Raw genomic sequence first — 25,798 nt, forward strand, 5'->3', positions numbered from 1 at the left:
TTGAGGGTAGTATCATGGCAAAAGCGAAGACCGACATGCTGTTAGACTTTGTCTATGACGGGGTTAACCGACGCGGACAGAAAGTAAAAGGGGAAACGACTAGCCGTAGTTTGGAGCTTGCGAAAGCAACTCTGCGTAAACAAGGTATCTCTGTTAAAGGCATCAAGAAAAAGCCTAAACCTCTATATACATTCAAAAAGTCTATTAAACCTATCGATATTGCCATTTTTGCTAGACAGTTAGCAACAATGATGAAAGCAGGTGTACCGCTGACACAATCTTTTGAGATTGTCGCTGACTCACTCGATAATCCCAGTATGAAAGACTTGGTATTACAAATAAAATCTGATATCGAGGCGGGTAGTACTTTTGCCTCTGCACTGCGTAACCATCCGCGCTATTTTGATGATCTTTTTTGCTCTCTTATCGACTCTGGTGAACAGTCAGGTTCCCTTGAAACCATGCTTGAACGGGTTGCGACCTACAAGGAGAAAAGTGAATTACTCAAGGCTAAAATCAAAAAAGCCATGAAATATCCGATTGCAGTTATTGTGGTTGCTATTATTGTTACTGTTATCTTGCTAGTTAAAGTAGTACCCGTATTTTCTGGATTGTTTGAATCTTTTGGTGCAGAGTTGCCTGCATTTACACAAATGGTGGTTGCCATGTCTGAGTGGATGCAAGCATGGTGGTTCGCTTTAATCATCATGATTGGTGGCACAATCATTAGTTTCTCAGAAGCCAAAAAACGCTCTAAGAAATTTCGAGATTTTTTAGACCGCGCAGTACTTAAGGCACCAATATTTGGCAATATCGCTTATCAGGCAATTATTGCGCGTTTTTCACGTACCTTGTCTACTACCTTTGCCGCCGGTGTCCCGCTTATTGATGCTCTAGACTCTACTGCTGGTGCCACCAATAACGTTGTATTCTACAATGCGACTCAACAAATTAAAAATGACGTATCCACTGGTCAACAATTACAATTTTCGATACGCTCAACTAATCTTTTTCCAAGTTTAGCTATTCAAATGGTCGGTATCGGTGAAGAATCTGGAAGCTTAGAGGAAATGCTCGACAAAGTGGCCGTCTATTACGAAAACGAAGTTGATAATGCAGTTGATGGATTAACCAGTTTAATGGAGCCCCTAATCATGTCTGTATTAGGGATATTGATTGGTGGCTTGGTAATTGCAATGTATTTGCCTATCTTCCAATTAGGTGCAGTGGTAGGTTAAAAGCGAATTAAAGGACTGCTATTTCATGCAATTTATACAGCTACTGCAAGATAATATGGCTATGGCTTTAGTCCTATTTGGTCTATTAGGTCTTTGTGTTGGCAGCTTTTTGAATGTGGTGATTCACCGTATTCCGCTAATGATGCTTTATGGTTGGCGACAAGAATGCAGCCAGTTTATGTCCGAGCAAGTAGACTTGCCGCATGAGCATACTATACCTCTAACAAATATCGTAGCCGCTGACCAACCTATTACGTTGAGTCGTCCTGCCTCACGCTGCCCTCATTGTAGCCATAAAATTAAGTGGTATGAAAATATACCTTTAGTTAGTTGGTTGGTACTACGCGGACGATGCTCAGATTGCAAAGCCTCTATCGGTTTGCGTTATCCTATCGTTGAGCTGGTTACTGCATTACTGTCAGTATTAGTGATTTATCAGTTTGGGGTCAGTGCGGCTGGATTGTCAGCGTTACTTTTAGTGTGGACACTCATTGCTTTAACAGGAATCGATTTTGATACTCAGCTACTACCAGATCGCCTAACCTTTCCTCTAGCTGGTTTAGGATTGGCCGTGAACTCACAAGGCTGGTTTGTCTCACCAACTCAATCGATTTGGGGATTATTACTTGGCTTTTTATCATTGTGGGTAGTGGTTAAGGTGTTTTTTCTTATCACTAAAAAACATGGTATGGGACAAGGAGACTTTAAGCTTTTAGCAGTATTAGGGGCTTGGCTCGGGCCTATGATGTTGCCATTGATTATTTTATTATCTTCATTGCTAGGGTCAATTGTCGGAATTATCCTAATGAGAAAGCAAGGTGAGAGTAAACCGTTCGCCTTTGGTCCTTACATCGCTATTGCAGGTATCGTTGCTTTACTATATGGCTCAGAGATTGTCAGCTGGTATCTCGGTATGTATCCTTAATAGTTTGTGACAATAAAAACAGGTTAGGACAGCAAACTATCAATCTTTAACGGTCCTACTTGAAAGCTATATTTTTCAATTGGCAACTGCTACTATTATCATACCAATCAGATAAGTCATCATTATGTCAAAATACACAATCAATTCTTCACACTACTCGCATCAATCGCAAAGTCTGCAAACTAAAAGTAAGACCCTAGTAGTCGGTTTGACAGGTGGTATCGGCAGTGGAAAATCTGCTGCTAGTGCTTGGTTCGCTGAGCAAGGTATTGATATTATTGATGCCGATGTCATTGCCCATGAAATCGTCGCTAAAGGCAGTTCGACCTTGCGAAAAATTCAGAAGAAATTTGGTGATTGGGTATTGAATGGTGATGGTTCCATGGATCGAGCGGCCGTAAGAACGCACGTATTCACACACCCTGATGCATTAATTGAGTTAGAAGCAATCACTCATCCTGCGATACGCGAGACAGCAAAAGCTCAGTTAGCGGCTAGTACCACACCTTATATAGTGTTGTCAGCACCACTACTCATCGAAGCTGCAGAAGCAGGACTGGCGAATCTATGCCAACGTATTCTAGTAATGGATGCCACTGAAGACACGCAGCTTGCACGTGCCAGTCAGCGTGACGAGCAAAGCGTGCAAAAGATTAAAGCCATCATGCTCAATCAACTAAGCCGCGAAGAGCGCAATCGCCATGCTGATGATGTGGTGCTAAATGAAAGTAATCTTACAGATCTATACTCACAATTAGAACCACTACATCAAGAATATCTTATACTGGCCCAGCAGCTAAAGTTCGCTGCCGATTAACTTCGTATAATGCCATACCCGTGGCAACACTCACATTTAAACTCTGTAGGTTGCCATACTCATTTCCTGACATTGGAATATAAACCAGCTCATCGCAGCTCTCCATAGTCAGACGACGCATCCCTTCCCCTTCTGAACCCATGATAATAGCTGTCTTACCTGTTAAGTCAGCAGCATGTATCGGCTTGGCATCAGAATTGAGCGCGGTCCCAAAAACAAATACGCCTGCACTCTTTATCTGTGACAGTGTACGAGCCAGATTGGTAACACTGATAATCGGCATCATCTCAGCTGCGCCAACAGATACTTTGGCAACCGTTGGTGTTAGGCTTGCCGCATGATGCTTTGGACAAACCACAGCATCCACGCCCATTGCTACAGCAGTACGCAAGCAAGCGCCAAAATTATGCGCATCGGTAATTTGGTCTAAGACTAATAGCAAACACTGATCACGTCCAACGATAGTATCGAGCAACCCTTCGTTAGCGAAGCCTAGTGGACGAGCATTTAGCACGACACCTTGATGTTGCGGGCTACCACATAATTGTGTGAGATTGTCTTTTTGTGTTGGCTGGATACTGATACCATTTGCGCTTGCCTGTGCCATAATCGCTTGTACGTGGCTATCAGTCTCTCGGCCTTGCTGTACAAATAAGCTAAGCCCATCAAGAGGACGATGTTCGAGTAAGGCATCAATTGCATGAATACCATAGAAGTAAATAGGTTTTGCCATAGTAGGCCTACTAGTTATGAAGTGATTGTTTGTAAGGTGGTGAACGCCTAATGCGATAAAACAGAAAAAGAATAGAGAGGTGATTGTAGCAAGTCATTGTGAATAAAAGGGTGTGACAATTGAAAAAGAAATAAACAATGCCAATTCAGTATTGTTTATTTCTTTTGAATGAGAAGTGCTTGGCATGATAAATGGTAAGCCACTAAACTATGATTTCAACCGGCTGGTTTTGATAAAGACCTGCCAATCAAATTAGCCCTCTAGGTGACAAACATATTGTACAATTTCTTCGGTACGTAAGTTAAAACCACTATTGCCTTCAACCACGAATGACTGACCTGCACGGTAGTAACTGAACTCTTCTTCACCATTCGTTTTGACTTCACACTCACCGCCGATGATTTCGATACGCTCAGAGGTATTGGTGCTAAAGTGATAGTGCTCAACCAAGTTATCACAAGGCAGAATAACGCCCAATGTCTTATGTCGACCATCTTCGAACATAATAGTGTGACTAGAACAACGACCATCATAAGATATCGTTGCTTGAGCATTGACTGTTACATTAGTAAATTGCGCCGCTGTCATAGTGGCTTCCTTATCAAATAATTATTGCAAAACTAAAAAATAAGTAACTGGGTAGAGTACCGTGAAAGTGTATATTTTAGAAAATATAGATTCTAATTTGTGTTTTCTATTGTTCTAGAACCTGTGCTCTAGCTGTGGGCGCAGGCTTTACAAAGACGATATAGACTCATAGTTGAGATTCTTACCTTTAGCACTATACCTGCTTAATTTGAAAGTATTGTGACTCGTTGTCATGTAACATGAGGCATAAAAGCTAGCCAGTAAGAGTTTATCATTATGTTAGATTATGCTACCACATTATATCTATAAAGTTTGTTAAAGCGGTTAGGAAAATTTTATCTAATGCCCATTCTAGAATGTCTTTGCGGCTGAATATTTGATTCTAATATCTCACTGAAATTTGATTAACTTATTCAATTCATGACTAATATTAAGCAGCAAATGACAGCAATGAACCATTAGCTATTGCAAATTTTGTGATAATATTTTTTCCTCAATTTATTGTATTCACTGCTATTAAAATTTGTATTTGACCACATTTAACACCATAATATTTGCTAATTATCGTTATATAGCTAGTATTAGTACCTGAACGATTTCACTTATTTATTCTATTTTAGATATGGCTTTACTGTTTTATAAGTGAAGCTCATTGTCTATCATGAGAGGCGTTGATGCTAGTATCATTAACTTTACATCAGTTTGCGTTGATCGCTCAGCATGAGCTGAGTGTGGCTGAAGGCTTCAATGTCATCACTGGCGAAACGGGAGCTGGCAAATCGCTATTACTTGATGCGTTATCACTGTGTGCGGGTGAGCGTGCAGACAGTGCCATGGTCAGACATGGTGCTGCACATGCAGATATTTATGCGCAGTTTGATGTAGAAGACAACCATGTCATTGCTGACTGGTTCGCTAGAAATGATAGAGCTCTAGAAGAGCCGGAAGTATTAATTCGCCGCCAACTTAGTAATAACGGCCGCTCAAAGGCATGGTTAAATGGTGTGCCAGTGAGTTTGGCTGAGCTGAAAAGCCTCGGTACATTATTGGTCAATATCCATAGCCAACATGCTCAACAAGCATTGCTTAAACCACAATTTGTGGTGAAATGGTTGGACGAGATGGAGCAAATCACACCCCTAGCCTTACAAACGGCTAGTAGCTATCAAACCTATCAGCAGCTCAAACGCCGCGCCGATGATATCGCCAGTCGTGAAGCCCAGCGTCAAGACCGTATTCAATTGTTGCAAAGCCAACTAGCAGACATTGCGCCATTATTAGCCGTTGATTATGCAGAGGTCGAAGCAGAGCATGAAGAGTTGTCTAATATAGAAGCACTGATGCAAGAGGCCAGCCACGGCTTACATTTGCTCGATAATGATACGGATGAGCCAGATGTTATGACCTTATTAGGACAGGCCATCAAGCTCTGTGACAATCAAATGAGTGTCAGCCAAACCTTTGAGCAAGCGTCTGAGCAGCTACATTTAGCGCAGCAGCAAATCACTGAAGTAACTGGCCTATTATCAGATTATGCCGAGCAACAACTGCCTGATCCTGAGCGCTTGCAAACACTAGACAGTCTTATCAGCTTGGGGCATCGTTTATCACGAAAGCACAGCTTGCCAGCCAGTGACTTAATCGAGGAAGCAAAAGGTTGGGAGACACAATTAGAGCAATTAGAAAATGAGCCCAGTAGCGATGCGATGGCGGCTCAAATTGAACAAGCTTGGCAAGAATACCTGACACTAGCCACCCAATTAAATAAAGAACGCACTAAAGCTGCACCAATTGTCAGTAAACAGCTGATTAAGCAATTACAACCACTTGCCCTACCCAATGCCCGCTGTGAGTTTGTCTTTACCAAAAAAGTAGATCCTAGCCAATATAGTGCGCAAGGTTGTTTTGATATTGATCTGTTATTTAGCGCCAATGTTGGTATGCCGATGCAGCCACTGCACAAGATTGCCTCAGGTGGTGAGCTGTCAAGAATGGCATTGGTCATGCAAGTACTGCAAGCCACCAATGCAGACAACAATGCTGCCAAGCCAATGCTCGTATTTGATGAAGTCGATGTCGGTATCAGTGGTGGCACAGCACAAGTTGTCGGGGAGCTGTTGCGTGAGCTTGGCCGTACGCAGCAACTATTGGCCATTACGCACCAAGCACAAGTAGCAGCGCAAGCACATCAGCATATCTTGGTACAGAAGCATCATCAGGAGCAGACTGAGAGTGAGCTATTGATATTGACCGATAGTGCACAGATCGATGAGCTGGCACGTATGTCCGGTGGTGTAATCATTACTGACGTTACCCGTGATCATGCTCGTAGTTTATTGACGGATGTTAAATAGACATCCTGCATTTATCATCAGCCCCACATCACGGCTAAATATTTGCTTTAGTTGATTTTTTACTCACTATCGCCATATAGTGGTCTTTCACCTTTATTATTAGGTTTTGCTTGTCTCTATGTCTAAAACCAATTTGACTCATCATTTCTTAATCGCGGCGCCAGAGCTGTCAGACCCAAGGTTTGAGCAGGCGCTAATCTATATCTGCCGTCATGATAAGCATGGTGCACTCGGCTTGGTCATCAATCGTCCATTAGAGCAATCACATGTGGGTAAGCTGCTAGAAGATTTAGATATTGAGGTGACTGATCCGCAGGTGATGGAAGATTTGGCATTAGAAGGCGGCCCTATGTATCCTGAGGTTGGCTTTGTACTGCATACTGGCCAACCAGATTGGGCATCGTCTTTTGCGATATCAGAAAATGTCTGCATCACGACCAGTCAAGATATCCTCAAGCGTATCGCCGCAGGTCAAGGTGTTGGTCACTATCAACTGTGCTTGGGCCATGCCAGCTGGGGCAAAAAACAACTGGATCAAGAATTGAATAATGGTGATTGGTTGGTCTGCCCTGCAGATCTAAACTTATTGTTTGATACGCCATTTGAAGAGCGCTGGCAAATAGCCGCTGATAAAATCGGAATCAACTTTGATTACCTAAGCAGTGATATCGGTCACGCTTAACCTCAGATGTTCCATGAATACAAAAATAAAAAATCAAAACAGGATACATCCTTTACTATGGTAGATAGCACTCTTATAACAGATAGCACCAATACAATAGAGACTGATACTGGCGTTGCTGAAGCGACCGTTAAGCCGCATCTTGTCTTAGCCTTAGACTATGGCGTCAAAAAAATGGGCATGGCACTTGGTAATACTATTACCGAGACAGCGCGTGCTTTTGATATTTTAGCGATGAATAATGGCCAACCAGATTGGGATAATTTACTCGGTATTATCAAGGTGTGGGGCGTGTCAAAGGTGGTCGTCGGCCTACCGCTAAATATGGATGGTAGTAGCTCGATGCTGTCTAAGCGTGCGCATAAATTTGCTCGTCGCCTAGCGCATAGAGTTATGGAGCAGCATCTGCCCGTAGTAGTTTCACTCTGTGATGAACGCCTGACTTCAGTCGCAGCACGAGAAATCGCTTGGGACAACGGTTGGATTAAAAACGAGCGTGACCCTATTGATGATATTTCTGCATGTATCCTGATGTCGACGTACTTTGCTGATCCGAATAGTAGTATTGCCATCGATGCAATCAAAGCAGATTAGCTTAGCAACTAGCGTGCCACTCCTATGCCAATAATTTCTGCTATACCATCCAAACGGATAAATGACTGATTATTATGACTACTGTTTCAGACCAATCCATGCAAAATAAATCGCAACATGGTTTTTCTCCGCTTGCCATTGCTCGTATCAAAGGCGCACAACGGATAAACCAAGTAGCCATTTATCTCATTTATGCTGCTATCTTTGCGTTTATGGTCTTTGGTACCATTGCTAGTATTAAAGCCTTTCATGGCAATCAGCTACTTTACCAACTGTTCTACAACCTGCCCTATGCCTTGGTTGCGCTCACGATTCCCATTACGCTTTATGACGCCTTAGTCGTTTATCGTTATCGTTTGAACCAACCCTCAATGATTGCAATGAGTATTGGCGTATCGACCATCATATTGATTGGTGGATTATTATTCGCTGACACGGCATGGCTGGGATTGTCCTGTTGGCTGGGTGTGGCCTTTTTATTCAAAGTGAGCTTTAAGCGCTTTTTTAACTTTTTAGAAGTGGCTGATTTGCCTGATACTGACGAAGCGCTAGAAACAGATATTGTAGAAAACTCAGAAAGCACTTCCTGACTCCTGACAGACGCGTAAACAAACTATCCATTATCAAACTTATTTCTTAGATTAATTAAGCATAATTATGACAACTTCAATAACAGATACCTCTATCAGCCATCATCTAGACACGCAAGGGCTTATTTGCCCTGAGCCTATGATGATGTTACATCGAGTCATTCGCAAAGCAGACAGTGGTGAGGTGATTGAAATACTGGCCACTGATCCTGCTACCACTCGTGATATTCCTAATTTCTGTCGTCATTTGGGTCACGAACTGTTGGCTCAAGAGACGCTGGCTGAGAACGTGAGCTTAGATACTGACCCTGATGAAATCAAGGTCGATAGTGATGATACTGCACCTATGAGCGTGACGCTTTATCGCTATTTGGTTAAGAAAAAAAGCGCTTAAAAACGTTCAACAACTTTAGAACATTAATAATATAAAGATATCTTTGATTTGAGATATATCTTTCACAAAAGGTAGGCTACTACGTGTTACAAACAGAAAAGCAGTATGTACAATGGCAAGAAAACGAAACTCTACGTAATGCTCTTTGGTTGTCTGAAAGCAATCATATGCCACCTGCGCGCGTTGTATTGGTTGATGATACAACGACCGCAGATGACGCTTACCGTTTGGCTTGCGAAGGCACATCACTGCTATGGCGCGGTGACTTCCATAATGCACGGCAATTGCTACAAGCACTTGGTCGTCGCATAGATCGCACGAATGAACGATCTGAACAACGTAAGATCAAAAAAGCTGCGAATAAACCTAACACAGCAAAGGTTAAAGGCATTCCCAACTTATTTCATCAGCAGCGTCAATTGCAAGCTCAGCGCTCACGCATATTGAGCCGTTTACTGTTAGAGCTTGATGTCAATTATGTAAGCCAACTACGCCGCGCCCCTGATGTGAGTGCGGCCTGCACAGCAGCTTTTGGCCCGTTAGATAAAGCGGTGGATGAGTCTTGCGTGCTGTCATTCCGTGACTTGCAAGGCGCACTTGGCGCGGCAGGATGGCGCGAAAAAGGCGTCCCAATAGACAGCTTAGGGTTATCGATTTTCCCGCATTATGGTGTATTTGCGCCAACCCGTCATGAGTATGTGCAGCTGTTGCTCGATGCACCGCTACCAGCGACTCATGATGTCGCCTATGACATCGGTACTGGCACGGGTTTATTGGCCATTATCTTAGCGCAGCGCGGCATCCCACAAGTGATAGCAACGGATTTGAATCCGCGTTCTTTGGCCTGTGCTAGCGAGAACTTTGCGCGTTTGACGTTATCTAACGTACAGTTACAGCAAGCAGATTTATATCCAACTGATGCGCCACTTGCTAACCTCATTGTCTGCAATCCTCCTTGGTTACCTACTAAGCCAAGCTCACCGCTCGAATATGCAGTCTATGATGCCAATAGCGCGATGTTGCGTGGGGTGTTGCAGGGAGCCAAACAGCACTTAGCTGAGCATGGAGAGCTTTGGTTGATAATGTCGGACTTAGCTGAGCACCTGCAACTGCGCACCCGTGATGAATTATTAAACTTGTTTGCCGATGCTGGATTGGCAGTAAAATATCGTCTCGATACAAAACCGAAGCATGGTCGCAGTCAAGATGATACCGACCCGCTACATGTCGCGCGCAGTGCTGAAGTTACCTCGTTATGGTGTTTAACGCTTATCTAACAGTCAACCATCGAGTATTGAGTTATGAGTCGTGATCGTGCCGTGCAACAGCGCCAACCTAAGGCGCTGGCAGTAGATGACGAACCCAGTTATATGACTGAGTTTCGTCAAGCCATGCTGGCACGTGGTCTAGCGACGCGTACTCGTAATGCGTATGTCCGCGACCTGCGCTCCTGCGAGCTGACCAATCCTATCGCCCTGACACGCTGGCAGCCTGATGATGTGCTGCACTGCTTATCAACTCTCACTCAAGAAGGCAAAACCCCACGTACCCAAGCACGCATGCTCTCAAGCTTGCGTCAGTTTTATCTGTGGATGATTGCCAGTAATCTGCGTGAAGACAATCCTTGCGAGCGTATCAAAAGCCCAAAGCTAGGTCGTCCACTACCGAAAGATTTGGCCGAGGCTGATGTCGATAATCTACTTGCCTCGCCTGATACTAGCACTGCGCTAGGACTCCGTGATAAAGCCATGTTAGAGGTGCTATATGCCTGCGGTCTACGAGTGAGCGAGTTGATTAATCTCTCACTAGAGCAAGTGAATTTAAATTCTGGCTGGCTACAAATTACGGGGAAAGGCAATAAAACACGATTGGTGCCACTCGGCGAATATGCAAACGATGCGCTAGAAAATTATCTAACGCATGCTCGTGGTGATTTGATTGCGCATTTGAAATCAGGAAATTGCCAAGCGGTGTTTTTAACGGCGCAAGGTGGCTATATGACGCGGCAGAACTTTTGGTATTTGCTCAAAAAGTACGCCAAAGTCGCCAGTATCGATAAAGAGTTATCACCACATACCCTTCGCCACGCTTTTGCCACACATTTGCTGAATCATGGCGCAGACTTACGTAGCGTGCAGTTATTGCTTGGACACAGTGATTTATCAACCACGCAAATTTATACCCACGTGGCAACGGCAAGATTGCAGAAATTGCATGCTGAGCATCATCCTAGAGGTTAAGTGAAATTAAATCTAATATAGGCTGTGTACTATTTTTTTCTTAAGGAAATATTCAGCTCATTTACTAAATCTATTCATAAGCTTTTTTTATCGGATTGAACTTTACAACCTTACTGTAATTGACATGCTCAATACGCTCATCATCATTGGTAGGCATTTCACCTTTGTAAGTCAACATAATGGGATAGTAAGTGGTATTGTTAGGCAATACTTTTAAAGTCCCTTCATAACCATAATACAAAGGCGAGTCTTCATCGTAACGCTCATTACTTGAGCCAGCATCACCGACATAATAAACATTAATAAAATCATTCTCAGATAGGTGTAAGGCTTTCCACCATTCATCCCTTGCACCTTGACCCATATAAAAATTCGTAAATAAACTTCCTACTAGGTTTTTCCCTAACGGCTGTAAACCATTTTTAATATCTTCAGCATAAAGTCCTGTACTTCCATTGCTACCCGATTCCTCTACGTTCTTTGGTGTTTGACTCACTAACTGAAACAATCCGTTATTTAGTTTTTTAAAGCCGTATAAATCCGCTGTTGCCTTACAGATATGACAAGAGTCAATTTCTCCATCAGTAACCTGAGTCTTTTCAATGATAATTAGATAACGATCTTCACCTGCTGTATTTTTATATTGAATAATAGGGCGCATTAAGGCGATAGTTGCTCTGCCAGTATCATCATACTTCCCTAAGCCGATATATGGTGTATCTTCCATATAATCCACATGAATATCGAACATCTGACCATTATAAAACTTACGCATAACTTCTTTGAAGCTTAAGTCTTTGATTTTAACCTGAGCTATTTTACTGGCAGAGAAAGCTGGTACGGCAGCAATGACAGGGGTCGCTGATAGAACACTTAAACTGAGCGCCAAACTAAGTAAAAGATTTTTCATGCGACATTCCATTTGATTATAATGTTCTAAAAGAGTCTATCAATGAGTAGAGTATATGCAGCCATAATGTAACATACAAATTATAAAAGTATAAAATCTAAAGAACCATAGCTGCAAACTACCTCTTTTCTCGCTACAATACGCGTATGATGTGCACGCTGTATAACTGAGCAACGCACCGCCTTTTACTTATCCATTATCTGAGAATCTCATGAGCCATAGACCACCTGCTGACCTACTAAAAAGTGCCCAACACTGGCGCGAAGACATTAACTTTCGCCAAGATGTACTGGGAAAGCCGTTTGATTTTTCGACCACGTGGGGCATTTTTTCACCACAAAAGCTTGATGATGGTAGCTTGATGCTGCTTGATTATATTGATTTTGAAGCTGACGATGATTCGATCGATTTGGGTTGTGGCTATGGCGTACTTGGTATGACAGCAGCACGTGAATGTCCGAACGGGCTGCATACGTTAATTGATAAAGACTTTATGGCAGTAGAATATGCGCGCCGTAACTGTGAGAAAAACGGTCTGAAAAATGTCGATGTGCATTTATCAAATGGCTTTAACCATGTGGCAAAAGACAAAGACTTTAGCCTTGTGATGTCGAACTTGCCAGCCAAAGTAGGTAAAGAGCAGCATTATCTGTATTTCCTCGATGCTTATGCACGCATGCGTAAAGGCGGCCGTTTTTATGTAGTGACTATCAATGGTTTGCGCCAGTTTGTGAAGCGCTCGTTTACCGAAGTGTTTGGCAATAGCGATAAGGTCAAACAAGGTAAAACATATACCATTACCATGGCAACCAAAGACTAATACCAACCGCCAAAAATACGATTAGCTGTGTCAAAATCGCTTAGCCTACAATGCGTAGTGCTTGCGCTATTTTTCCTTGCTACTCTAATTTTTGTGAATGGTATAAATTTTTGAAAGTTATAAAAATAAGAAGCCCGCTAAAACACTATGTTTTAGCGGGCTTCTTTATGGCAAATGATATCTGGCTACATCTGCCGTTTGAGCAAATAGCCGCCCAATATCGCACTAGCGATGATCGGTAGTAGCACCATCAATAATGGCGAAAACCCAGTCGCGAGCGAGACAAAACCAACCAAATCTTGCACGTAACTAAACAGCAAACCAAACAATAACGCCACTACGATACGCAAGCCTAAGCTATGTGTACGCAATGAGCCAAAGACGAATGAGCAGGCAACGATCACCAATGACAGAATAGACAACGGCGATAGCAGCTTTTGCCAAAATGCCAGCTCATGACTTAAGGAGCGTGTGCCTTGTTGGCCCATAAACTGACGATGTTCATACAATTGAGTCAGAGATAAATCCTCTGCTTTACGAGTGAGCAAATACACAGACTCAGGGGCAAACGGTAGACTTAAAGTATCTGACGGTGAGATGGCTTGACTGCTATCAAAACCCTGACTGATATTCAGTTTGGTCATATTATTCAGCTGCCACTCGTAACGATACTGCTCGCTTGGCTCATCAGTAGTGGTATCCAGTGGTTCGCGACCGATATATTTTCCATCTTCAGCATGAACAGCCGTTTGCAAGCTACCATTATTATCCAAATGCCAGCGTTTTACCTCACCGATATTACCTTGCACATCGGCATAATCAATATACAGAACGTCGCTACCATCAGGGGTCGTGCCGCCATCCTCTGCGCGCGCAAAACGTGGCTGCACTGTCCAATAGCCACGTACCGAAGTGACCAACGAACGGCTATCTGCATCGTTAATCTCTTTTGCCAATTGATTAGAAGCAGGTAAGACAAACTGATTGATCGCCAATGCGATTAACACAAAAATCATTGCAGGCTGGAGCACCCAACCGACGATGCGATACACACTCACCCCAGCCGCGCGCATCACCACTAGCTCGCTTTTGTTGGCGAGTAAGCCCAAGCCTACTACGGCCCCAAGTAACGCACCCGTTGGAATAAACTGCTCTAAGAAGTAAGGCGAGCGATAAAAAATATATTTAATCGCCTGACCCATCGTGTAACTGTCATCTAGTGAATCAAGCTCTGACAAATAAGAGAATACCAGCTGCAAAGCCCACAGACCTAAAACTGCGCCGATAATCGCGAGCAACGCATTGAGTTTGACGTAGCGGCTAAGGACTTTTAGATTGGCAGGTCTTTTCGCAAACTTAGCTTTAGGGTTTTGAGAGCCAGTGTTTGGAGACTTAGTATTTTGAGACTTAGCATCCTGAGATTTAGAGAATAAAGCGCTCATTAAGGTTGCCCTCCTTGTGAGCCATTGCTCTGACTGTCAATAACCGTTAATGGCTCACTCTCTTGTTTGCGAAAGCGTAATCGATGCTGCACGCGGCTGCCCCAGTTCATATAAAGTGCTAGTGCCATAAACCCAAGCACCAACCACGCATTAGCCCATACACTCACACTGCCTTTACTCACTGCATTTTTGAGTGAAATAATACCCAGTGCACAGCTGACAAATAATAGAATTGAGGGGAACAGACGTAGCCAGCGACCTTGACGCGGACGTACTTGCGCGAGTGGTACGGCCAGCATAGGCGCGATAATCATCAACCACGGTAAGGCAAAACGATACCCAAGCTCACCTTGTGCTGCTCGTAGTGCATTGGTATTGCCCACTTGCCCGCTACCAGTCGCCGCCTGCCATAATGGGCCTATCTCTTGCGTTTCGATATTGTCTTCGGTTACCGCTTCTTTGGATGATTCAGTCAATGTGATGCGATAACGATCAAAGCCCACTTGATTGTATTTTAGACTGCCTGCACCAACTTCATAACGGCGACCTTGGAATAAATCCAACTGGGTCACGCCGCTATCTCCCGTGTCTACTTGCTCAGCACGATTGGCGAGTGTGATGGTGTCTTTGCTAATATTAGAATTAATAACAGCGGCTGGTAGGTCTGGTATATCTAGTGATTCTGCCGTTTCTGGATCGATACTGTTACTGGTATCAACCGCTGCATTTTTAGCCGCACTACCCTTTGCTTCAGGTTCAGACTGAATCAATATCACGTTCTGTAATTGTTTTTTATCATCACTCAAGCTGCCGACATACAAGTGATAATTGCCACTACTGATAAATTCATTTGGACGTATCAAATCAAAAGCACTGGTCAACGCTTGCTGCTGCCAAACACTCTCGGAAGAGCGTACGCCCCACGGTTTTCCGACAATTGAGAGCGCGGCTTCACCGACGAACAGCGCCAATATCAGGGGTGTTATCAAGCGGGCAAGCTTACCGCGCGAGACACCACTGGCATTGATGACGGCCATTTCTTGATCGACGTACAAGCGTCCAAACACTAGCATTAGCGCGATAAAAAACGCTAAAGGTAGAATCAACTCTAAGAAATACGGCAAATTATAACCAATGATGGTAAATAATAAGCTGATATCTAGGTTACCTTCTGCTGCAATGCCAAAGTAACGTATCAAACGACCACCGAGCATCATCACCACTAAAAACCCCAATACCAGAGCAGTGGTTGAGGCAACTTGTTGGGTCATGTAGCGGCGTAATATCACAATAGGCACTCTTAAAAGGGTTGGTATTCGCACTCATTAATTACACAATTATTGACAGAGTACTGACAAATTCAAGCGCGATAATTGAGTATTATAGGGACAGCACCGCTCAGTGAAAGACTTAAGCAGGTATAAAGATAACAGCGTCACTTGTTAGTGACACCCTATAAATACTGGCGATAAAGATAACCGCTAATGCTAGCATGTTTTGCCTAAAAATGGCGGTGAAATGTGTTTGGAAACATTACATTCCTATTGCTAACAGCCCATCCCCATTCAATAAATGATAGACCATAAAGCAGTAAATGAAATATATATTCGTTATTAGTCATATTAACAGTTAGGCTTGTAGCAACGTTTAAGTTGACCATGCTTCTGTTTTGGCGTTTTTGCTTTATTTATTTTAGAAAGGTTTGTTTGTCATTCGTATCATGTCACGCGGATGACTAAGATTAATTGCTAGACTGAATGACATCTGTTGAATATTCAAAAAATATGTTTATGCCATACGGAGAAACACAACTAATGAATAAAACCACATCTATACCCTCTACCCTACTTGAGCTCGCTGGTGGCTCATTCGATACGCTTGATTGGTCCAATTGCGCTATCGTCCTTATCGATTATCAAAACGAATATGTCGATGGCGCCATGCCATTAGGGCAAGCTGGCACCAAAGCCATCGCCAATGCGCGCTTACTGCTGGATAAAGCCCGTCAGCAAGATATCCCTGTCTTTCATATCATGCATCACGGTCCAGAGAACGGTAATGTCTTCGATCCTTTGTCATCCAACATCGAGATTGTCGAGCTATTAAAGCCGCATGATGGCGAAACAGTAATTGCCAAAAAGCATCCCAATTCTTTTCACGACACACAGCTTCAAGCACTTATTATAGCGGCACAAAAAAAGCAGATTATCTTTGCTGGCTTTATGAGCCATATGTGTGTCAGCTCAACCGCCCGCGCCGCATTTGATTTGGGTTTTCAAAACTTTGTATGCCATGATGCCTGTGCCACTCGTGACCTACCTAGCGCCACAAAAGAAACGATAAGTGCCGACGTCATGCATGACACCGCCATGGCAGCACTACAAGATAGATTTGCCGCGATGGTAACAACGGATGAATTGGTTAACGGCTAGTTTAATGTTTCACTTAATATCACTCACCATAAACCATTCATATGGTATTAAGTGATTGTGTAAATTGGTACAGCAGAATGGTTCAAACTCATTACCCAAGACTTGCTAACTGCGCACTGTCATCGCAATATGCTACACTATTGTGGTTGCTCGATAGACCAAATAATCTAATAATCTAATAATCTAATAATCTAATAATCTAATAATCTAATAATCTAATAATCTGACAGGTATAAGCAATCACATAAATCCTGCAATTTTCATAACTCTAATAAGGATAACTATATGAATATTAAATTGTCTCAGCACTTACCAAAGACTCATACACAAAAAATTCTAAAAAAAGAAGCAAAGAGCAAAGATGAAGCTTGTCTGGTTGTTTTAATCGATGACAAGAAAAACATCTTGGCTGAATCTGCTCTGACTGATTACACTGCACGTATTGAACAATTGATTGACGTGTCACACTTTAAAGGTAAGGCTGGTGAAACGGTTGTTGACTACGCATTGGCAGGCGACAAAAAAACCACCAAGCAAAACCCTGTACAACTGTTATTGGTCGGTGTGGGTAATACGGATAAGTTTAACAACACTGTCCTGCAAAAAATTGCCAACACTATTTATAGCAGCACGCAAAAGCGTGTGTCTTCTATCACTGTCGCGTTGGGTGATGCACTAGAAGAAAATCACTTCGGTCAATTTGCGCTTAATCTGTTGGCTGCGAGCTACCGCTTTGATAAATATAAATCTGAGCAAGCGACGCCTATATTAACTGATATCTACCTAGTTGCTGATGCTGCTTTACAGCCTGCGTTAGCATTTGCACAGTCAGTATTTGCAGGTCAAAGCCTGACTCGCGATGTAGCCAATGAACCAGGTAACATTTGCTTCCCGGCTTACATGGCAGAAAAAGCCCAAGAACTTGCAGCGACCTATCCTGACCTACTAACCGTTAAGGTACTGGGCGAAGATGAAATGTCAGAGCTAGGTATGCATTGCTTCTTAGCAGTCGCGCAAGGCTCTACCAAAGAAGGCAAGCTCGTACTCATGGAGTACCGCGGTAAGTCTAACTTCAGTAGTGATGCTGGCTCTACCAAAGCAACGACTAGCAGTGCTAAAGTCAGCGGCGGTCTAAAAGCATTGGCTGATAAACTGCCAACCAAGAAAGCGGCTAAAACCAACGATGCAAATGTGCAAGCAATAAATGATGATGCTCCTATCGTATTGGTCGGCAAAGGCGTGACCTTTGATTCAGGTGGTATCTCTATCAAGCCAGGTGCGGCGATGGATGAGATGAAATTTGACATGGGTGGTTCGGCTTCAGTATTAGGTACCATCAAAGCATTGTGTGAAGCGCGTCTACCAATCAATGTAGTCGGCGCACTAGCCTGTGCTGAAAACATGCCATCAGGTGATGCGACGCGTCCAGGCGATATCGTCAAGGCAATGAATGGTCTATCGGTTGAAATCTTGAATACTGATGCCGAAGGTCGCTTAGTATTGGCAGATACTTTATGCTACGTACAGCGTTATCAGCCAAAAGCAATTATTGATGTTGCAACCTTGACCGGCGCTTGTGTGGTTGCACTTGGTAGTGTTCGCTCGGCCGTCTTTAGTAATGACGAAGACGTATTGTTTGACTTAGAAAATGCTAGTAACTTATCAGGCGATCTCATTTGGCATATGCCGTTAGATGACGAATATCAAGCGCAGCTTGAATCACCTATCGCTGATTTGCAAAACATCGGTGGTAAAGGTGCAGGTGCTGTCACTGCTGCTTGCTTCTTGTCTCGCTTTGTAGAAGAAGGTCAAGCATGGGCGCATTTAGACATCGCTGGCACGGCATGGAACTCAGGTAAAGACAAAGCTGCAACTGGTCGTCCAGTACCACTATTTATGCAATATCTAAAAAATAGCGCAGATATGGTCTAGTCAATCAATGACAGTCAACTTATGAAAACTATTTGATGAAAATCACTTTATGAAAACAATTCTATGAAGATCAGTTTTTATGTTTTAAGCGAGAGTAAAGCCCAAGATTTCTTGGGCTTTATTTGTCAATTGACCCAAACGGCGCTCAATAAAAGCACGCAGTCACTGCTGATTCTTATCGAAGATGATGCGTTACTGTCGTCGCTTGATGAAGCGCTATGGGCACAAGAGGCCACGAGCTTTATACCACATCAATGCCTTTTGGATACGGGTGCGCAAGGTACTGATACTGAAGGCACTGATGTGGATACTGCTACTGCACATACTAATAACGAATCGCTAGCACCTGTCCTACTTGGCAACCATATGCCAGCCGACTTCAAGGGAATCGTGCTCAATACTACGATACGTCCCGTGAATACCTTTATGGCAGCGACCAGTAATGCCCAACCAACTCGAGTGCTTGAGCTGATAAAACCTGATGCGACCAGTGTTGAAGAAGGTCGTAATAAGTATAAAACCTATCAACAATTAGGCTATGAGCTAACTCATTTCAAAGTTTAAGTTGCATCCTGCTTCATAACTTTTCTTCAATTTCTCACGAAAAATCACGATTTCTCATCAGAGAATATTTGCCAATTTTCTCATATTAAGTCTCTACCTTCAGCTTACCCGCCTATGCCGGTTCGTGGTAAAGGTAGGCGCTTATCTTAAAAAATGCTACCATCCTTCGATTATTTTTCTGTTTTCACTATAAACGTCTTATTTACAGTCGAATTATTTCAAAATGGCGACAAAGCAACCGAGCGGAAACTGCTTATTTTAAGCAAGATTAACGCGATAACCATTTATAAATAATTTGGAATATTGACTAAATCGAGGATGTATAGATGCGTTCACTAATTGCGATGTACCAGCGTATAGGGCTAGTGCCGCTCATTATTATTGGTTTAATTTTAGGGGTGTTGATTGGTTGGCTAGCACCAGGAATCGGTATTGCATTGGGATTATTGGGCACGCTGTTTGTAGGCGCGCTAAAAGCCGTTGCTCCGATACTGGTATTTGTTTTGGTCATGGCTGCTATCAGCAAACACCGTAGCGGCAACAAAGTTTATGTCAAACCCGTACTTATCATGTATATGTTCGGCACTTTTTTGGCTGCACTGACCGCGGTAGGTGCCAGCTTTTTATTCCCGACGAACTTAGTTTTGATAAATGCGACGATTGAGCAAGTACCACCAGCCAACTTAGAAGCCGTATTAACCAACTTACTGATGAACTTGGTGGCCAATCCTATCAATGCTATTGCTGAAGCCAATTATATTGGTATTCTGGCATGGGCCATCATCATTGGTTTTGCACTACGTCAAGCCAGTGATACTGCACGAACAGTGGTCAGTGACTTTTCTGATGCAATCTCGCAAGTGGTCAAATGGATCATTGCTCTAGCACCTTTCGGTATCTTAGGCTTGGTTGCAAACACTGTCGCTGAAACAGGCTTTGCTTCTTTGGCAGGTTATGCACGTATCTTGATGGTACTTATCGGTTGTATGTTATTTATCGCTCTAGTTGCAAATCCAGTTATCGTGCTGGTCAAAACGGGCAAAAACCCTTATCCGCTCGTATTCAGATGCCTACGTGAATCAGGGATTACGGCTTTCTTCACTCGCAGTTCAGCGGCCAACATTCCCGTTAACATGAACCTTGCGCGCAAACTGGGCCTGCACGAAGATACTTATTCTGTGACTATTCCACTCGGTGCTACTATTAATATGGCAGGTGCAGCGATTACGATTAACGTCTTAACGCTTGCAGCAGCACATACTTTAGGTATCGAAGTGAGCTTTGCTTCAGCACTTCTACTGAGTCTGGTCGCAACCATCAGTGCTTGCGGAGCCTCTGGTGTCGCCGGTGGTTCATTGCTACTGATTCCACTAGCTGCTAGCTTATTCAACATTCCAAACGACATCGCTATGCAAGTAGTTGCGATTGGCTTTATCATCGGGGTGATACAAGACTCGGCAGAAACAGCGCTGAACTCGTCAACGGATGTACTATTCACAGCAGCAGCTGATCCGACGTATTCTCGTTAATTTATAGAAAATAAAACGCTATAAATAGAGAAACTAAAAATAAAAAAGGGCCCAATTTATCATTGAGGCCCTTTTTTATTGGCTATTATTTATTAGTGTCGTGGCAGCTTACCAAAAGACCAGTACACAAATATAGACGCTAATGAAATAAACAGCATGAAATATCTTAATCGTTTTTTATCACTCTCAAGTATTGCCACAGTGTCGTCATAACTACGTATAACTTTATCTTCTGACTCTAAAGTGACCACCTGCAGCCTGTTATTGGACCAACTTGGAAAACCGTCTTGTTCATACCATCCAACAGTGGCCATCTGACCAATATAGGGCTCAAAATCTTCATTTGAACCACAACTGCGGTCAGATGTACCAAAAAATGCTTGTGAATATGCGCAGGAAAACTCCAGTATTGTTTTAGTCTTTTTATCATAAAAAGCCAAATATTGGTGCATCGACTTTGAGTCAGGATCAGGCCTTACTCTCAAAACATCTAGCTTGCCAGAATAATAATTTAGCTCGTTTTCCTTGGGAAAGCTCATATCAGGATATGCCGTCATTAGCACACCACTCACAACAAATAAATTTACAGCAAGAAAGAAATCGAGTTTTCTAATAGGAGTAATTTTTACCACTAATTATTTCACCTCAATATCCACTTCAATCACTGGTGCTTGCAGGTCTAGTTGGCGTTTTAATTGGCGTAACTGCTCCACCTCATCTAACAGCTCGAGTATCAGACCAATTGCAGGGACACTGGCTTCAAAGTCGCGGCTAAGTCGTGAGGCACGGCGCACGGTCGTCAGCTGATAACCAGTAAACTGCTCACGCTCTGGCACATCATATTCAATAATATTTTCTTCAATCAATTCGATGACCCATTGGCGCTCTTGGCCACAGGCAGATACTAGCTCATCTAAGCTCATGATAATATCGGTCAATTCAGGCGAGTGTTTCATAGCTATTATCCTCGTTTGCGCTTTATTTCATCGTTATCGTATGGTCTTCATCTCTGTTGCAGTGGTTTCTGACTGTTATTAAGCACTGTTACTAAGCATTTCCATTGCCATTAACGTTCTATACTCGTCTCGGCAAAGGCTTGTTTTAATTGCTCATAAGCTTGGCTCGCAGCCTCAGTATTGATATCAGGATTAATAATATTCAGGGTTAAATATAAATCCCCCACTTGCTTGGCTGGAATGCCCTTACCTTTCAGTCGTAGATTGCTGCCAGACTTACTGTTTTTAGGAATGGTCACACCAAGTTTGCCTGCAGGCGTACTGACAGTTATTTTCTCACCCAAAGCCGCTTCCCATGGCGCTATATTGACAGTCTGATAGACATCAGCACCTTCTATCCGGATATTGTCTGCATGCAAGATTTTGACTTTTAGAAATAAATCACCATTTTTACCACGACCAGCACCCGCAGCACCCTGTCCTGCTAGACGAATCTGCTTGCCATCAGTGATGCCTTTAGGAATTTTAATTTTGAGCGTCTTATTATCATAATCTACGCTGCCATTGGTCTGACGAACAGGTACGTTTAATTTGATACTGTAGTCGTCACCATTATAGACCGAGGCCAAATCAACCGTAATCTCTGCATGTTGGTCTTGACCTTTGCTATCTTGCGACCCAAAGCCGCCACGTTGTGATTGGCCACCAGCTTGACCATTAGTCGAGCCACGCGCGCCATGACCAAATGCTGAAAAAATATCATCGAAGCGAAAACCACCATCACCATAGGCTTCACCATCACCGAACTGGTCTTTGACATCTTCCCAACGGAATCCGCCCTGACCACCACTTGTAGATTGACCACCGAAGCCGCCGGCACCAGCTTGACCTGCAAAAGGATTGTCTAACATGGCATCATATTCAGCACGTTTGTCTTTGTCTCTGATGGTCTCGTAGGCATTATTAATCTCCGCAATCTTGTTATCAGCATCTGGATGATCGCTGACATCAGGGTGATATTGACGAACGAGCTTACGGTATTTTTTTTTGATATCGGCGTCTGAGGCGTCTTTTTTGACCCCTAAAATGTCATAGTAGTTTTTCTCTGCCATGTTATTAGTCCTCAAAATAAAAGCATGTTGATGATACTGGTATGCCAATTTTAAACGGTATAGTGTGACAGCTTATTTGACTGCGACATATCAAGTTGTGGCTATGACCTAATTATAATAGCAATAATAAATAAAGACGGTCATATAAATATTACCAATAATGATGCCAAGCTATTGCAGCATTCAACGTATCTGAGTCGTCTAATATCACATCATTATCAGCCGTTACTGTGTCAGAGTACGTCACTATCAGTCTGGCATCGTTATTCTTCGATAACTGTTGGCGTACTGTGAGTTTGGTCAAATCAATGGCATTACGCCCTTCTCGTTTGGAAGCAATGTAAGATAACTCAGCACTTCGACCATCACGTTTTGCACGTAAACCAAGCTCAATACCAACATCTGCGTGTTTGTCTTGGTCATGGACAGTCGCATTGACCATACCATAGCCAAGTAAGTGCTTGCCAAATTTGGCACCTGCACCAATGCCCGATTGCGCATAAGGGCTATGGTGGTTACCCGTAAACCAATCGGTACGAGCGCCTGTTTTTAGTTGCCAAGACAGTTTAGGCTCACCTGATAACGGTTGTCTAAGATCTTCAATCTGTTGCATGTCTAAAAATACAAAATCCGTTAACGTCCATTGACGCTCATCAAAATTATAGCCCAATGAAGCCTTGACCGCTTCAAAACGTTTATCAATATCCGTATAGGCGTTGAGTGGGTCTTTTACAAATAGTGATAAACTAACTTCTGCCATCTCATCAGATAAAACGATTTTGGTCTGCGTGGTTTTGTTGCTCAATGCTGGAGACGCTTTATTCGGGACAGGCAGTTGAGCCAAACCATTGCTGGCTGGTAGTGTAAAACGCTGACTGAGCAGCACGCTTTTAAAGGCTTGCTGCTTCGGTGTGTTGTCTTGTGATATTTTATAAGTACGATGCAAAATCAAGAAATCAAGCGCCAGTGCTTTGCTCTCTTCATCCAACGTAGCAAGCGGCGCAGTGTCTTCTGTACGAATGACAGCATTTATGATGTCTTGTATTGGCTTTGAGAGCTGTACAAACTTCTCACGCAGCTGCGTTTGCTCAGACGGCAAATAACGTACCGAAGATACGAGTGACTCAGACTCAGTTTCGCCTTCATGCTCTAATAACTGATCGAACACATAATCTGGCGCATACCAAGGGCCTATTCGCTCAGTCGTTTTTACATCGCTTATCAGCTCAAGTATCTCGCCTGAACGATAACCACAGTTTTGCTTGATGAAGTAATAGTCAAAACGAGCGGATTTTGCTTCGTATAAATGGTAGTTCAATAATTGCGTATCGAATGTATCAAGATTGAGCACATACTCCCACATATCTCGTTGCTCATTCTTAGAGTATACCGCATCTTGTTTAAAGAATTCCGTCTCCGAAAACCCCGCATCATAAAGCCCAAAAAGCCCTTTAATAGCGTACATAGCACCATTTTCATTTGCTGGAATGCGAGCACCAAAATTGTATGAGCTATTAAGCAAATCCTCGCTAGAAAGCTCTCTAACATCCTGTTCCGTAGAGTCTGAATCATCGATAGGCATATTGGTCTTGACCAGTACATGACCAAATGAAGAGGCTGGATTTTTTAGGTAATTGCTCACCAAAATCAGGCTTATTTCCTGATTGGGATCTGGTAATTGTGAGCAATTTTTAAGATCGACATTCAATTCAGGTAAGTGATGAGTGAGCCATAAATATCTGGCCGGATATTTACAGACGACGCTTTCATCGTTACTTTGCTCTATCGTTGCCAAGAGCTCTGCATAAGGATCAAAATTGCGTTTCGAACGTGGCTTGGGGTTGGTTAAATAAAAATCTGGCGAGATAACTTCCGCCTTACCATTTTTATAAAATAATAAATGCTGCCACTGAGGATGCTTCGCCAATGACTTTAGAATTAAGGGGTCGATAACAATATTTTTATTGGCACTTGGTTTTTGCTCTTGTACTTGCTCTTCTGCCAGTGGTTGTATGCTCTGCTCAACACTTGGCAAACTATCCAGTTCGCTGATAGCTAAATGCGCTTCAATAGCCGTATCAGTGTTAGAAGCAATCTTATCTTCTTTGTCCATCATTATTGGCTTTGGCGTATAAGCATTTAACTCATCAACCTCTGCCGCACCAGCAGTCGTTGCCGCAAAACAAGCTACCCATAAAAATAATTTTTGCATTCTATCCAGACACCCTAAATACATGAGCAATAAAAAACACGTAAGCGCTAGGCTTACGTGTTTTCATCATAAAATAATCAAAAGCTTCCGCATTCAAATAACAGCTGAATACCTAATACTTTTAATCTTTAGATAGCACAGTTTTGCTTAACGATACCAAATAGCGCTTCTGCATTTTGATCTTGCGTAGCAGTACGATAGGCAGAAGTTTGAGCATATTGACCATATTGTGCACGTACGCTAGCAGCTGAATCACAGTTGGCAACACTCTGTAGTGCTGATAAATGAGCGCCTTGGCCTGAAGCTAAGTCTTTTTCTACACTTGGGAATGCTTCTTTGATCAAGACAGCAGCTCTAACATTACCACCTTGGCAAGTGGCAGGAGACATAGAATCAGAAGTAGCCGCTGTTGTACCTAAATCCCAAGTCACGTTAGAGATAATAGCAAGGATAGGGCTTGAGTTACCGAACAAAGCGCCACCGATACCACATTGCTTATAAATCTGTTCGATAGTACGGCCGGTATCTGCTGTCTTAAAGTTAGAACCAAGGTCAGCATTCGCTGTGCTAAACGGAATCATTGCGGCGACAACTGAAGCAAATACAATTTTTTTCAACATAAAACTTCCTTAAAGGATGATAAAAGATAGGTTATCCAGTAATACAATCAAATTTATTTTGAGTATTTTTGATAGATATTCCAGAATATTGTTTAACCTTTCGCATTGTACAAA

Annotated in this window: 25 protein-coding genes; 15 read left to right on the forward strand and 10 right to left on the reverse strand. The window is 42.9% G+C overall.

Translation table 11 applies throughout. From position 1 onward, the window contains the following. Positions 1–14 precede the first annotated feature (14 nt). From DFP82_RS02185 to coaE, 3 genes are all read left to right on the forward strand, one after another. Complete coding sequence (locus DFP82_RS02185; protein WP_110922076.1) at positions 15–1,238, forward strand: type II secretion system F family protein; 1,224 nt, start codon at positions 15–17, stop codon at positions 1,236–1,238. Between the two features lie 25 nt (positions 1,239–1,263). Then, positions 1,264–2,163 carry a prepilin peptidase gene (locus DFP82_RS02190; protein WP_110922077.1) on the forward strand — a complete coding sequence of 300 codons (900 nt, stop codon included), beginning with the start codon at positions 1,264–1,266 and terminating at the stop codon, positions 2,161–2,163. A 124-nt stretch (positions 2,164–2,287) separates the two neighbouring features. After that, positions 2,288–2,980 carry a dephospho-CoA kinase gene (gene coaE / locus DFP82_RS02195; RefSeq protein ID WP_110922078.1) on the forward strand — a complete coding sequence of 231 codons (693 nt, stop codon included), beginning with the start codon at positions 2,288–2,290 and terminating at the stop codon, positions 2,978–2,980. Here coaE and rlmB read toward each other — a convergent pair. Both rlmB and ppnP read right to left on the reverse strand, forming a co-directional pair. Further along, positions 2,943–3,713, reverse strand: a complete 771-nt coding sequence (gene rlmB, locus DFP82_RS02200; RefSeq protein ID WP_110922079.1) for a 23S rRNA (guanosine(2251)-2'-O)-methyltransferase RlmB — start codon at positions 3,711–3,713, stop codon at positions 2,943–2,945. The two genes, coaE and rlmB, sit on opposite strands and share 38 nt — an antisense overlap. Positions 3,714–3,965: 252 nt before the next feature. Continuing rightward, positions 3,966–4,301 (reverse strand): pyrimidine/purine nucleoside phosphorylase, encoded by a 336-nt coding sequence (gene ppnP / locus DFP82_RS02205; protein WP_110922080.1) that lies wholly within the window; start codon positions 4,299–4,301, stop codon positions 3,966–3,968. Between the two features lie 674 nt (positions 4,302–4,975). On the opposite strand from ppnP, the gene recN reads away from it, so the two are divergent. The 7 genes from recN (at position 4,976) to xerD (ending at position 11,155) form a co-directional block, all read left to right on the forward strand. Then, a complete protein-coding gene (gene recN, locus DFP82_RS02210) occupies positions 4,976–6,655 on the forward strand; it encodes a DNA repair protein RecN (protein WP_110922081.1) in 1,680 nt (559 codons plus the stop codon). Between the two features lie 118 nt (positions 6,656–6,773). Then, positions 6,774–7,337, forward strand: a complete 564-nt coding sequence (locus tag DFP82_RS02215) for a YqgE/AlgH family protein (protein WP_110922082.1) — start codon at positions 6,774–6,776, stop codon at positions 7,335–7,337. Positions 7,338–7,394: 57 nt separating this feature from the next. Then, entirely contained in the window at positions 7,395–7,931 is a 537-nt protein-coding gene (gene ruvX / locus DFP82_RS02220; RefSeq protein ID WP_110922083.1) for a Holliday junction resolvase RuvX, read from the forward strand. A gap of 74 nt (positions 7,932–8,005) precedes the next feature. After that, positions 8,006–8,521, forward strand: a complete 516-nt coding sequence (locus tag DFP82_RS02225; RefSeq protein WP_110922084.1) for a hypothetical protein — start codon at positions 8,006–8,008, stop codon at positions 8,519–8,521. Positions 8,522–8,588: 67 nt separating this feature from the next. Beyond that, positions 8,589–8,915 carry a sulfurtransferase TusA gene (gene tusA, locus DFP82_RS02230; RefSeq protein ID WP_110922085.1) on the forward strand — a complete coding sequence of 109 codons (327 nt, stop codon included), beginning with the start codon at positions 8,589–8,591 and terminating at the stop codon, positions 8,913–8,915. A gap of 83 nt (positions 8,916–8,998) precedes the next feature. Next, positions 8,999–10,192, forward strand: coding sequence for a methyltransferase (locus DFP82_RS02235; protein ID WP_110922086.1), 1,194 nt, complete (start codon positions 8,999–9,001; stop codon positions 10,190–10,192). A 24-nt stretch (positions 10,193–10,216) separates the two neighbouring features. Then, entirely contained in the window at positions 10,217–11,155 is a 939-nt protein-coding gene (gene xerD / locus DFP82_RS02240; RefSeq protein WP_110922087.1) for a site-specific tyrosine recombinase XerD, read from the forward strand. 70 nt (positions 11,156–11,225) lie between these two features. On the opposite strand, the gene DFP82_RS02245 is transcribed toward xerD, so the two are convergent. Continuing rightward, a complete protein-coding gene (locus tag DFP82_RS02245) occupies positions 11,226–12,065 on the reverse strand; it encodes a hypothetical protein (protein WP_110922088.1) in 840 nt (279 codons plus the stop codon). A gap of 211 nt (positions 12,066–12,276) precedes the next feature. On the opposite strand from DFP82_RS02245, the gene DFP82_RS02250 reads away from it, so the two are divergent. Further along, complete coding sequence (locus DFP82_RS02250) at positions 12,277–12,885, forward strand: class I SAM-dependent methyltransferase (protein ID WP_110922089.1); 609 nt, start codon at positions 12,277–12,279, stop codon at positions 12,883–12,885. Between the two features lie 185 nt (positions 12,886–13,070). Here DFP82_RS02250 and lptG read toward each other — a convergent pair whose 3' ends face one another. After that, positions 13,071–14,327, reverse strand: a complete 1,257-nt coding sequence (lptG, locus tag DFP82_RS02255; protein WP_110922090.1) for an LPS export ABC transporter permease LptG — start codon at positions 14,325–14,327, stop codon at positions 13,071–13,073. Further along, positions 14,327–15,598, reverse strand: a complete 1,272-nt coding sequence (locus DFP82_RS02260; RefSeq protein ID WP_110922223.1) for an LPS export ABC transporter permease LptF — start codon at positions 15,596–15,598, stop codon at positions 14,327–14,329. The genes lptG and DFP82_RS02260 overlap by 1 nt, the downstream gene beginning before the upstream one ends. A 543-nt stretch (positions 15,599–16,141) precedes the next feature. Here DFP82_RS02260 and DFP82_RS02265 point away from each other — a divergent pair. The 4 genes from DFP82_RS02265 to sstT all read left to right on the forward strand — a co-directional run bounded on the left by DFP82_RS02265 (position 16,142) and on the right by sstT (position 20,784). Then, on the forward strand, positions 16,142–16,759 hold the full coding sequence (locus DFP82_RS02265; protein WP_110922091.1) for a cysteine hydrolase family protein: 618 nt from the start codon (positions 16,142–16,144) through the stop codon (positions 16,757–16,759). A 285-nt stretch (positions 16,760–17,044) separates the two neighbouring features. Beyond that, positions 17,045–18,691, forward strand: a complete 1,647-nt coding sequence (locus tag DFP82_RS02270) for a leucyl aminopeptidase (RefSeq protein WP_110922092.1) — start codon at positions 17,045–17,047, stop codon at positions 18,689–18,691. A 63-nt stretch (positions 18,692–18,754) separates the two neighbouring features. Next, the gene (locus DFP82_RS02275) at positions 18,755–19,255 is read left to right on the forward strand and encodes a DNA polymerase III subunit chi (protein WP_110922093.1); all 501 of its coding nucleotides are present in this window, start codon (positions 18,755–18,757) and stop codon (positions 19,253–19,255) included. Positions 19,256–19,581: 326 nt separating this feature from the next. Further along, positions 19,582–20,784 carry a serine/threonine transporter SstT gene (gene sstT / locus DFP82_RS02280; RefSeq protein WP_110922094.1) on the forward strand — a complete coding sequence of 401 codons (1,203 nt, stop codon included), beginning with the start codon at positions 19,582–19,584 and terminating at the stop codon, positions 20,782–20,784. A 92-nt stretch (positions 20,785–20,876) separates the two neighbouring features. On the opposite strand, the gene DFP82_RS02285 is transcribed toward sstT, so the two are convergent. The 5 genes from DFP82_RS02285 to DFP82_RS02305 form a co-directional block, all read right to left on the reverse strand. Next, positions 20,877–21,416, reverse strand: a complete 540-nt coding sequence (locus DFP82_RS02285; protein WP_110922095.1) for a hypothetical protein — start codon at positions 21,414–21,416, stop codon at positions 20,877–20,879. A gap of 3 nt (positions 21,417–21,419) precedes the next feature. Further along, entirely contained in the window at positions 21,420–21,740 is a 321-nt protein-coding gene (locus tag DFP82_RS02290; protein ID WP_110922096.1) for a chaperone modulator CbpM, read from the reverse strand. A gap of 110 nt (positions 21,741–21,850) precedes the next feature. Beyond that, on the reverse strand, positions 21,851–22,852 hold the full coding sequence (locus DFP82_RS02295) for a DnaJ C-terminal domain-containing protein (protein ID WP_110922097.1): 1,002 nt from the start codon (positions 22,850–22,852) through the stop codon (positions 21,851–21,853). A 151-nt stretch (positions 22,853–23,003) separates the two neighbouring features. Further along, positions 23,004–25,064, reverse strand: coding sequence for an Lnb N-terminal periplasmic domain-containing protein (locus DFP82_RS02300; RefSeq protein WP_181416217.1), 2,061 nt, complete (start codon positions 25,062–25,064; stop codon positions 23,004–23,006). A gap of 128 nt (positions 25,065–25,192) precedes the next feature. Beyond that, positions 25,193–25,684: a DUF3015 family protein gene (locus DFP82_RS02305; RefSeq protein ID WP_110922099.1), complete on the reverse strand. Its 492-nt coding sequence runs from the start codon at positions 25,682–25,684 to the stop codon at positions 25,193–25,195. Between the last annotated feature and the right edge of the window lie 114 nt (positions 25,685–25,798).

The sequence above is a fragment of the Psychrobacter fozii genome, from assembly GCF_003217155.1.
Taxonomy (GTDB): domain Bacteria; phylum Pseudomonadota; class Gammaproteobacteria; order Pseudomonadales; family Moraxellaceae; genus Psychrobacter; species Psychrobacter fozii.

What these genes read in the sequence shown, in the direction of transcription:
- DFP82_RS02185 (WP_110922076.1), top strand. Translation starts at nt 15, where the DNA reads ATGGCAAAAGCGAAGACCGACATGCTGTTAGACTTTGTCTATGACGGG.
- DFP82_RS02190 (WP_110922077.1), top strand. Translation starts at nt 1,264, where the DNA reads ATGCAATTTATACAGCTACTGCAAGATAATATGGCTATGGCTTTAGTC.
- coaE (WP_110922078.1), top strand. Translation starts at nt 2,288, where the DNA reads ATGTCAAAATACACAATCAATTCTTCACACTACTCGCATCAATCGCAA.
- rlmB (WP_110922079.1), bottom strand. Translation starts at nt 3,713, where the DNA reads ATGGCAAAACCTATTTACTTCTATGGTATTCATGCAATTGATGCCTTA.
- ppnP (WP_110922080.1), bottom strand. Translation starts at nt 4,301, where the DNA reads ATGACAGCGGCGCAATTTACTAATGTAACAGTCAATGCTCAAGCAACG.
- recN (WP_110922081.1), top strand. Translation starts at nt 4,976, where the DNA reads ATGCTAGTATCATTAACTTTACATCAGTTTGCGTTGATCGCTCAGCAT.
- DFP82_RS02215 (WP_110922082.1), top strand. Translation starts at nt 6,774, where the DNA reads ATGTCTAAAACCAATTTGACTCATCATTTCTTAATCGCGGCGCCAGAG.
- ruvX (WP_110922083.1), top strand. Translation starts at nt 7,395, where the DNA reads ATGGTAGATAGCACTCTTATAACAGATAGCACCAATACAATAGAGACT.
- DFP82_RS02225 (WP_110922084.1), top strand. Translation starts at nt 8,006, where the DNA reads ATGACTACTGTTTCAGACCAATCCATGCAAAATAAATCGCAACATGGT.
- tusA (WP_110922085.1), top strand. Translation starts at nt 8,589, where the DNA reads ATGACAACTTCAATAACAGATACCTCTATCAGCCATCATCTAGACACG.
- xerD (WP_110922087.1), top strand. Translation starts at nt 10,217, where the DNA reads ATGAGTCGTGATCGTGCCGTGCAACAGCGCCAACCTAAGGCGCTGGCA.
- DFP82_RS02245 (WP_110922088.1), bottom strand. Translation starts at nt 12,065, where the DNA reads ATGAAAAATCTTTTACTTAGTTTGGCGCTCAGTTTAAGTGTTCTATCA.
- DFP82_RS02250 (WP_110922089.1), top strand. Translation starts at nt 12,277, where the DNA reads ATGAGCCATAGACCACCTGCTGACCTACTAAAAAGTGCCCAACACTGG.
- lptG (WP_110922090.1), bottom strand. Translation starts at nt 14,327, where the DNA reads ATGAGCGCTTTATTCTCTAAATCTCAGGATGCTAAGTCTCAAAATACT.
- DFP82_RS02260 (WP_110922223.1), bottom strand. Translation starts at nt 15,598, where the DNA reads ATGACCCAACAAGTTGCCTCAACCACTGCTCTGGTATTGGGGTTTTTA.
- DFP82_RS02265 (WP_110922091.1), top strand. Translation starts at nt 16,142, where the DNA reads ATGAATAAAACCACATCTATACCCTCTACCCTACTTGAGCTCGCTGGT.
- DFP82_RS02270 (WP_110922092.1), top strand. Translation starts at nt 17,045, where the DNA reads ATGAATATTAAATTGTCTCAGCACTTACCAAAGACTCATACACAAAAA.
- DFP82_RS02275 (WP_110922093.1), top strand. Translation starts at nt 18,755, where the DNA reads ATGAAGATCAGTTTTTATGTTTTAAGCGAGAGTAAAGCCCAAGATTTC.
- sstT (WP_110922094.1), top strand. Translation starts at nt 19,582, where the DNA reads ATGCGTTCACTAATTGCGATGTACCAGCGTATAGGGCTAGTGCCGCTC.
- DFP82_RS02290 (WP_110922096.1), bottom strand. Translation starts at nt 21,740, where the DNA reads ATGAAACACTCGCCTGAATTGACCGATATTATCATGAGCTTAGATGAG.
- DFP82_RS02295 (WP_110922097.1), bottom strand. Translation starts at nt 22,852, where the DNA reads ATGGCAGAGAAAAACTACTATGACATTTTAGGGGTCAAAAAAGACGCC.
- DFP82_RS02300 (WP_181416217.1), bottom strand. Translation starts at nt 25,064, where the DNA reads ATGCAAAAATTATTTTTATGGGTAGCTTGTTTTGCGGCAACGACTGCT.
- DFP82_RS02305 (WP_110922099.1), bottom strand. Translation starts at nt 25,684, where the DNA reads ATGTTGAAAAAAATTGTATTTGCTTCAGTTGTCGCCGCAATGATTCCG.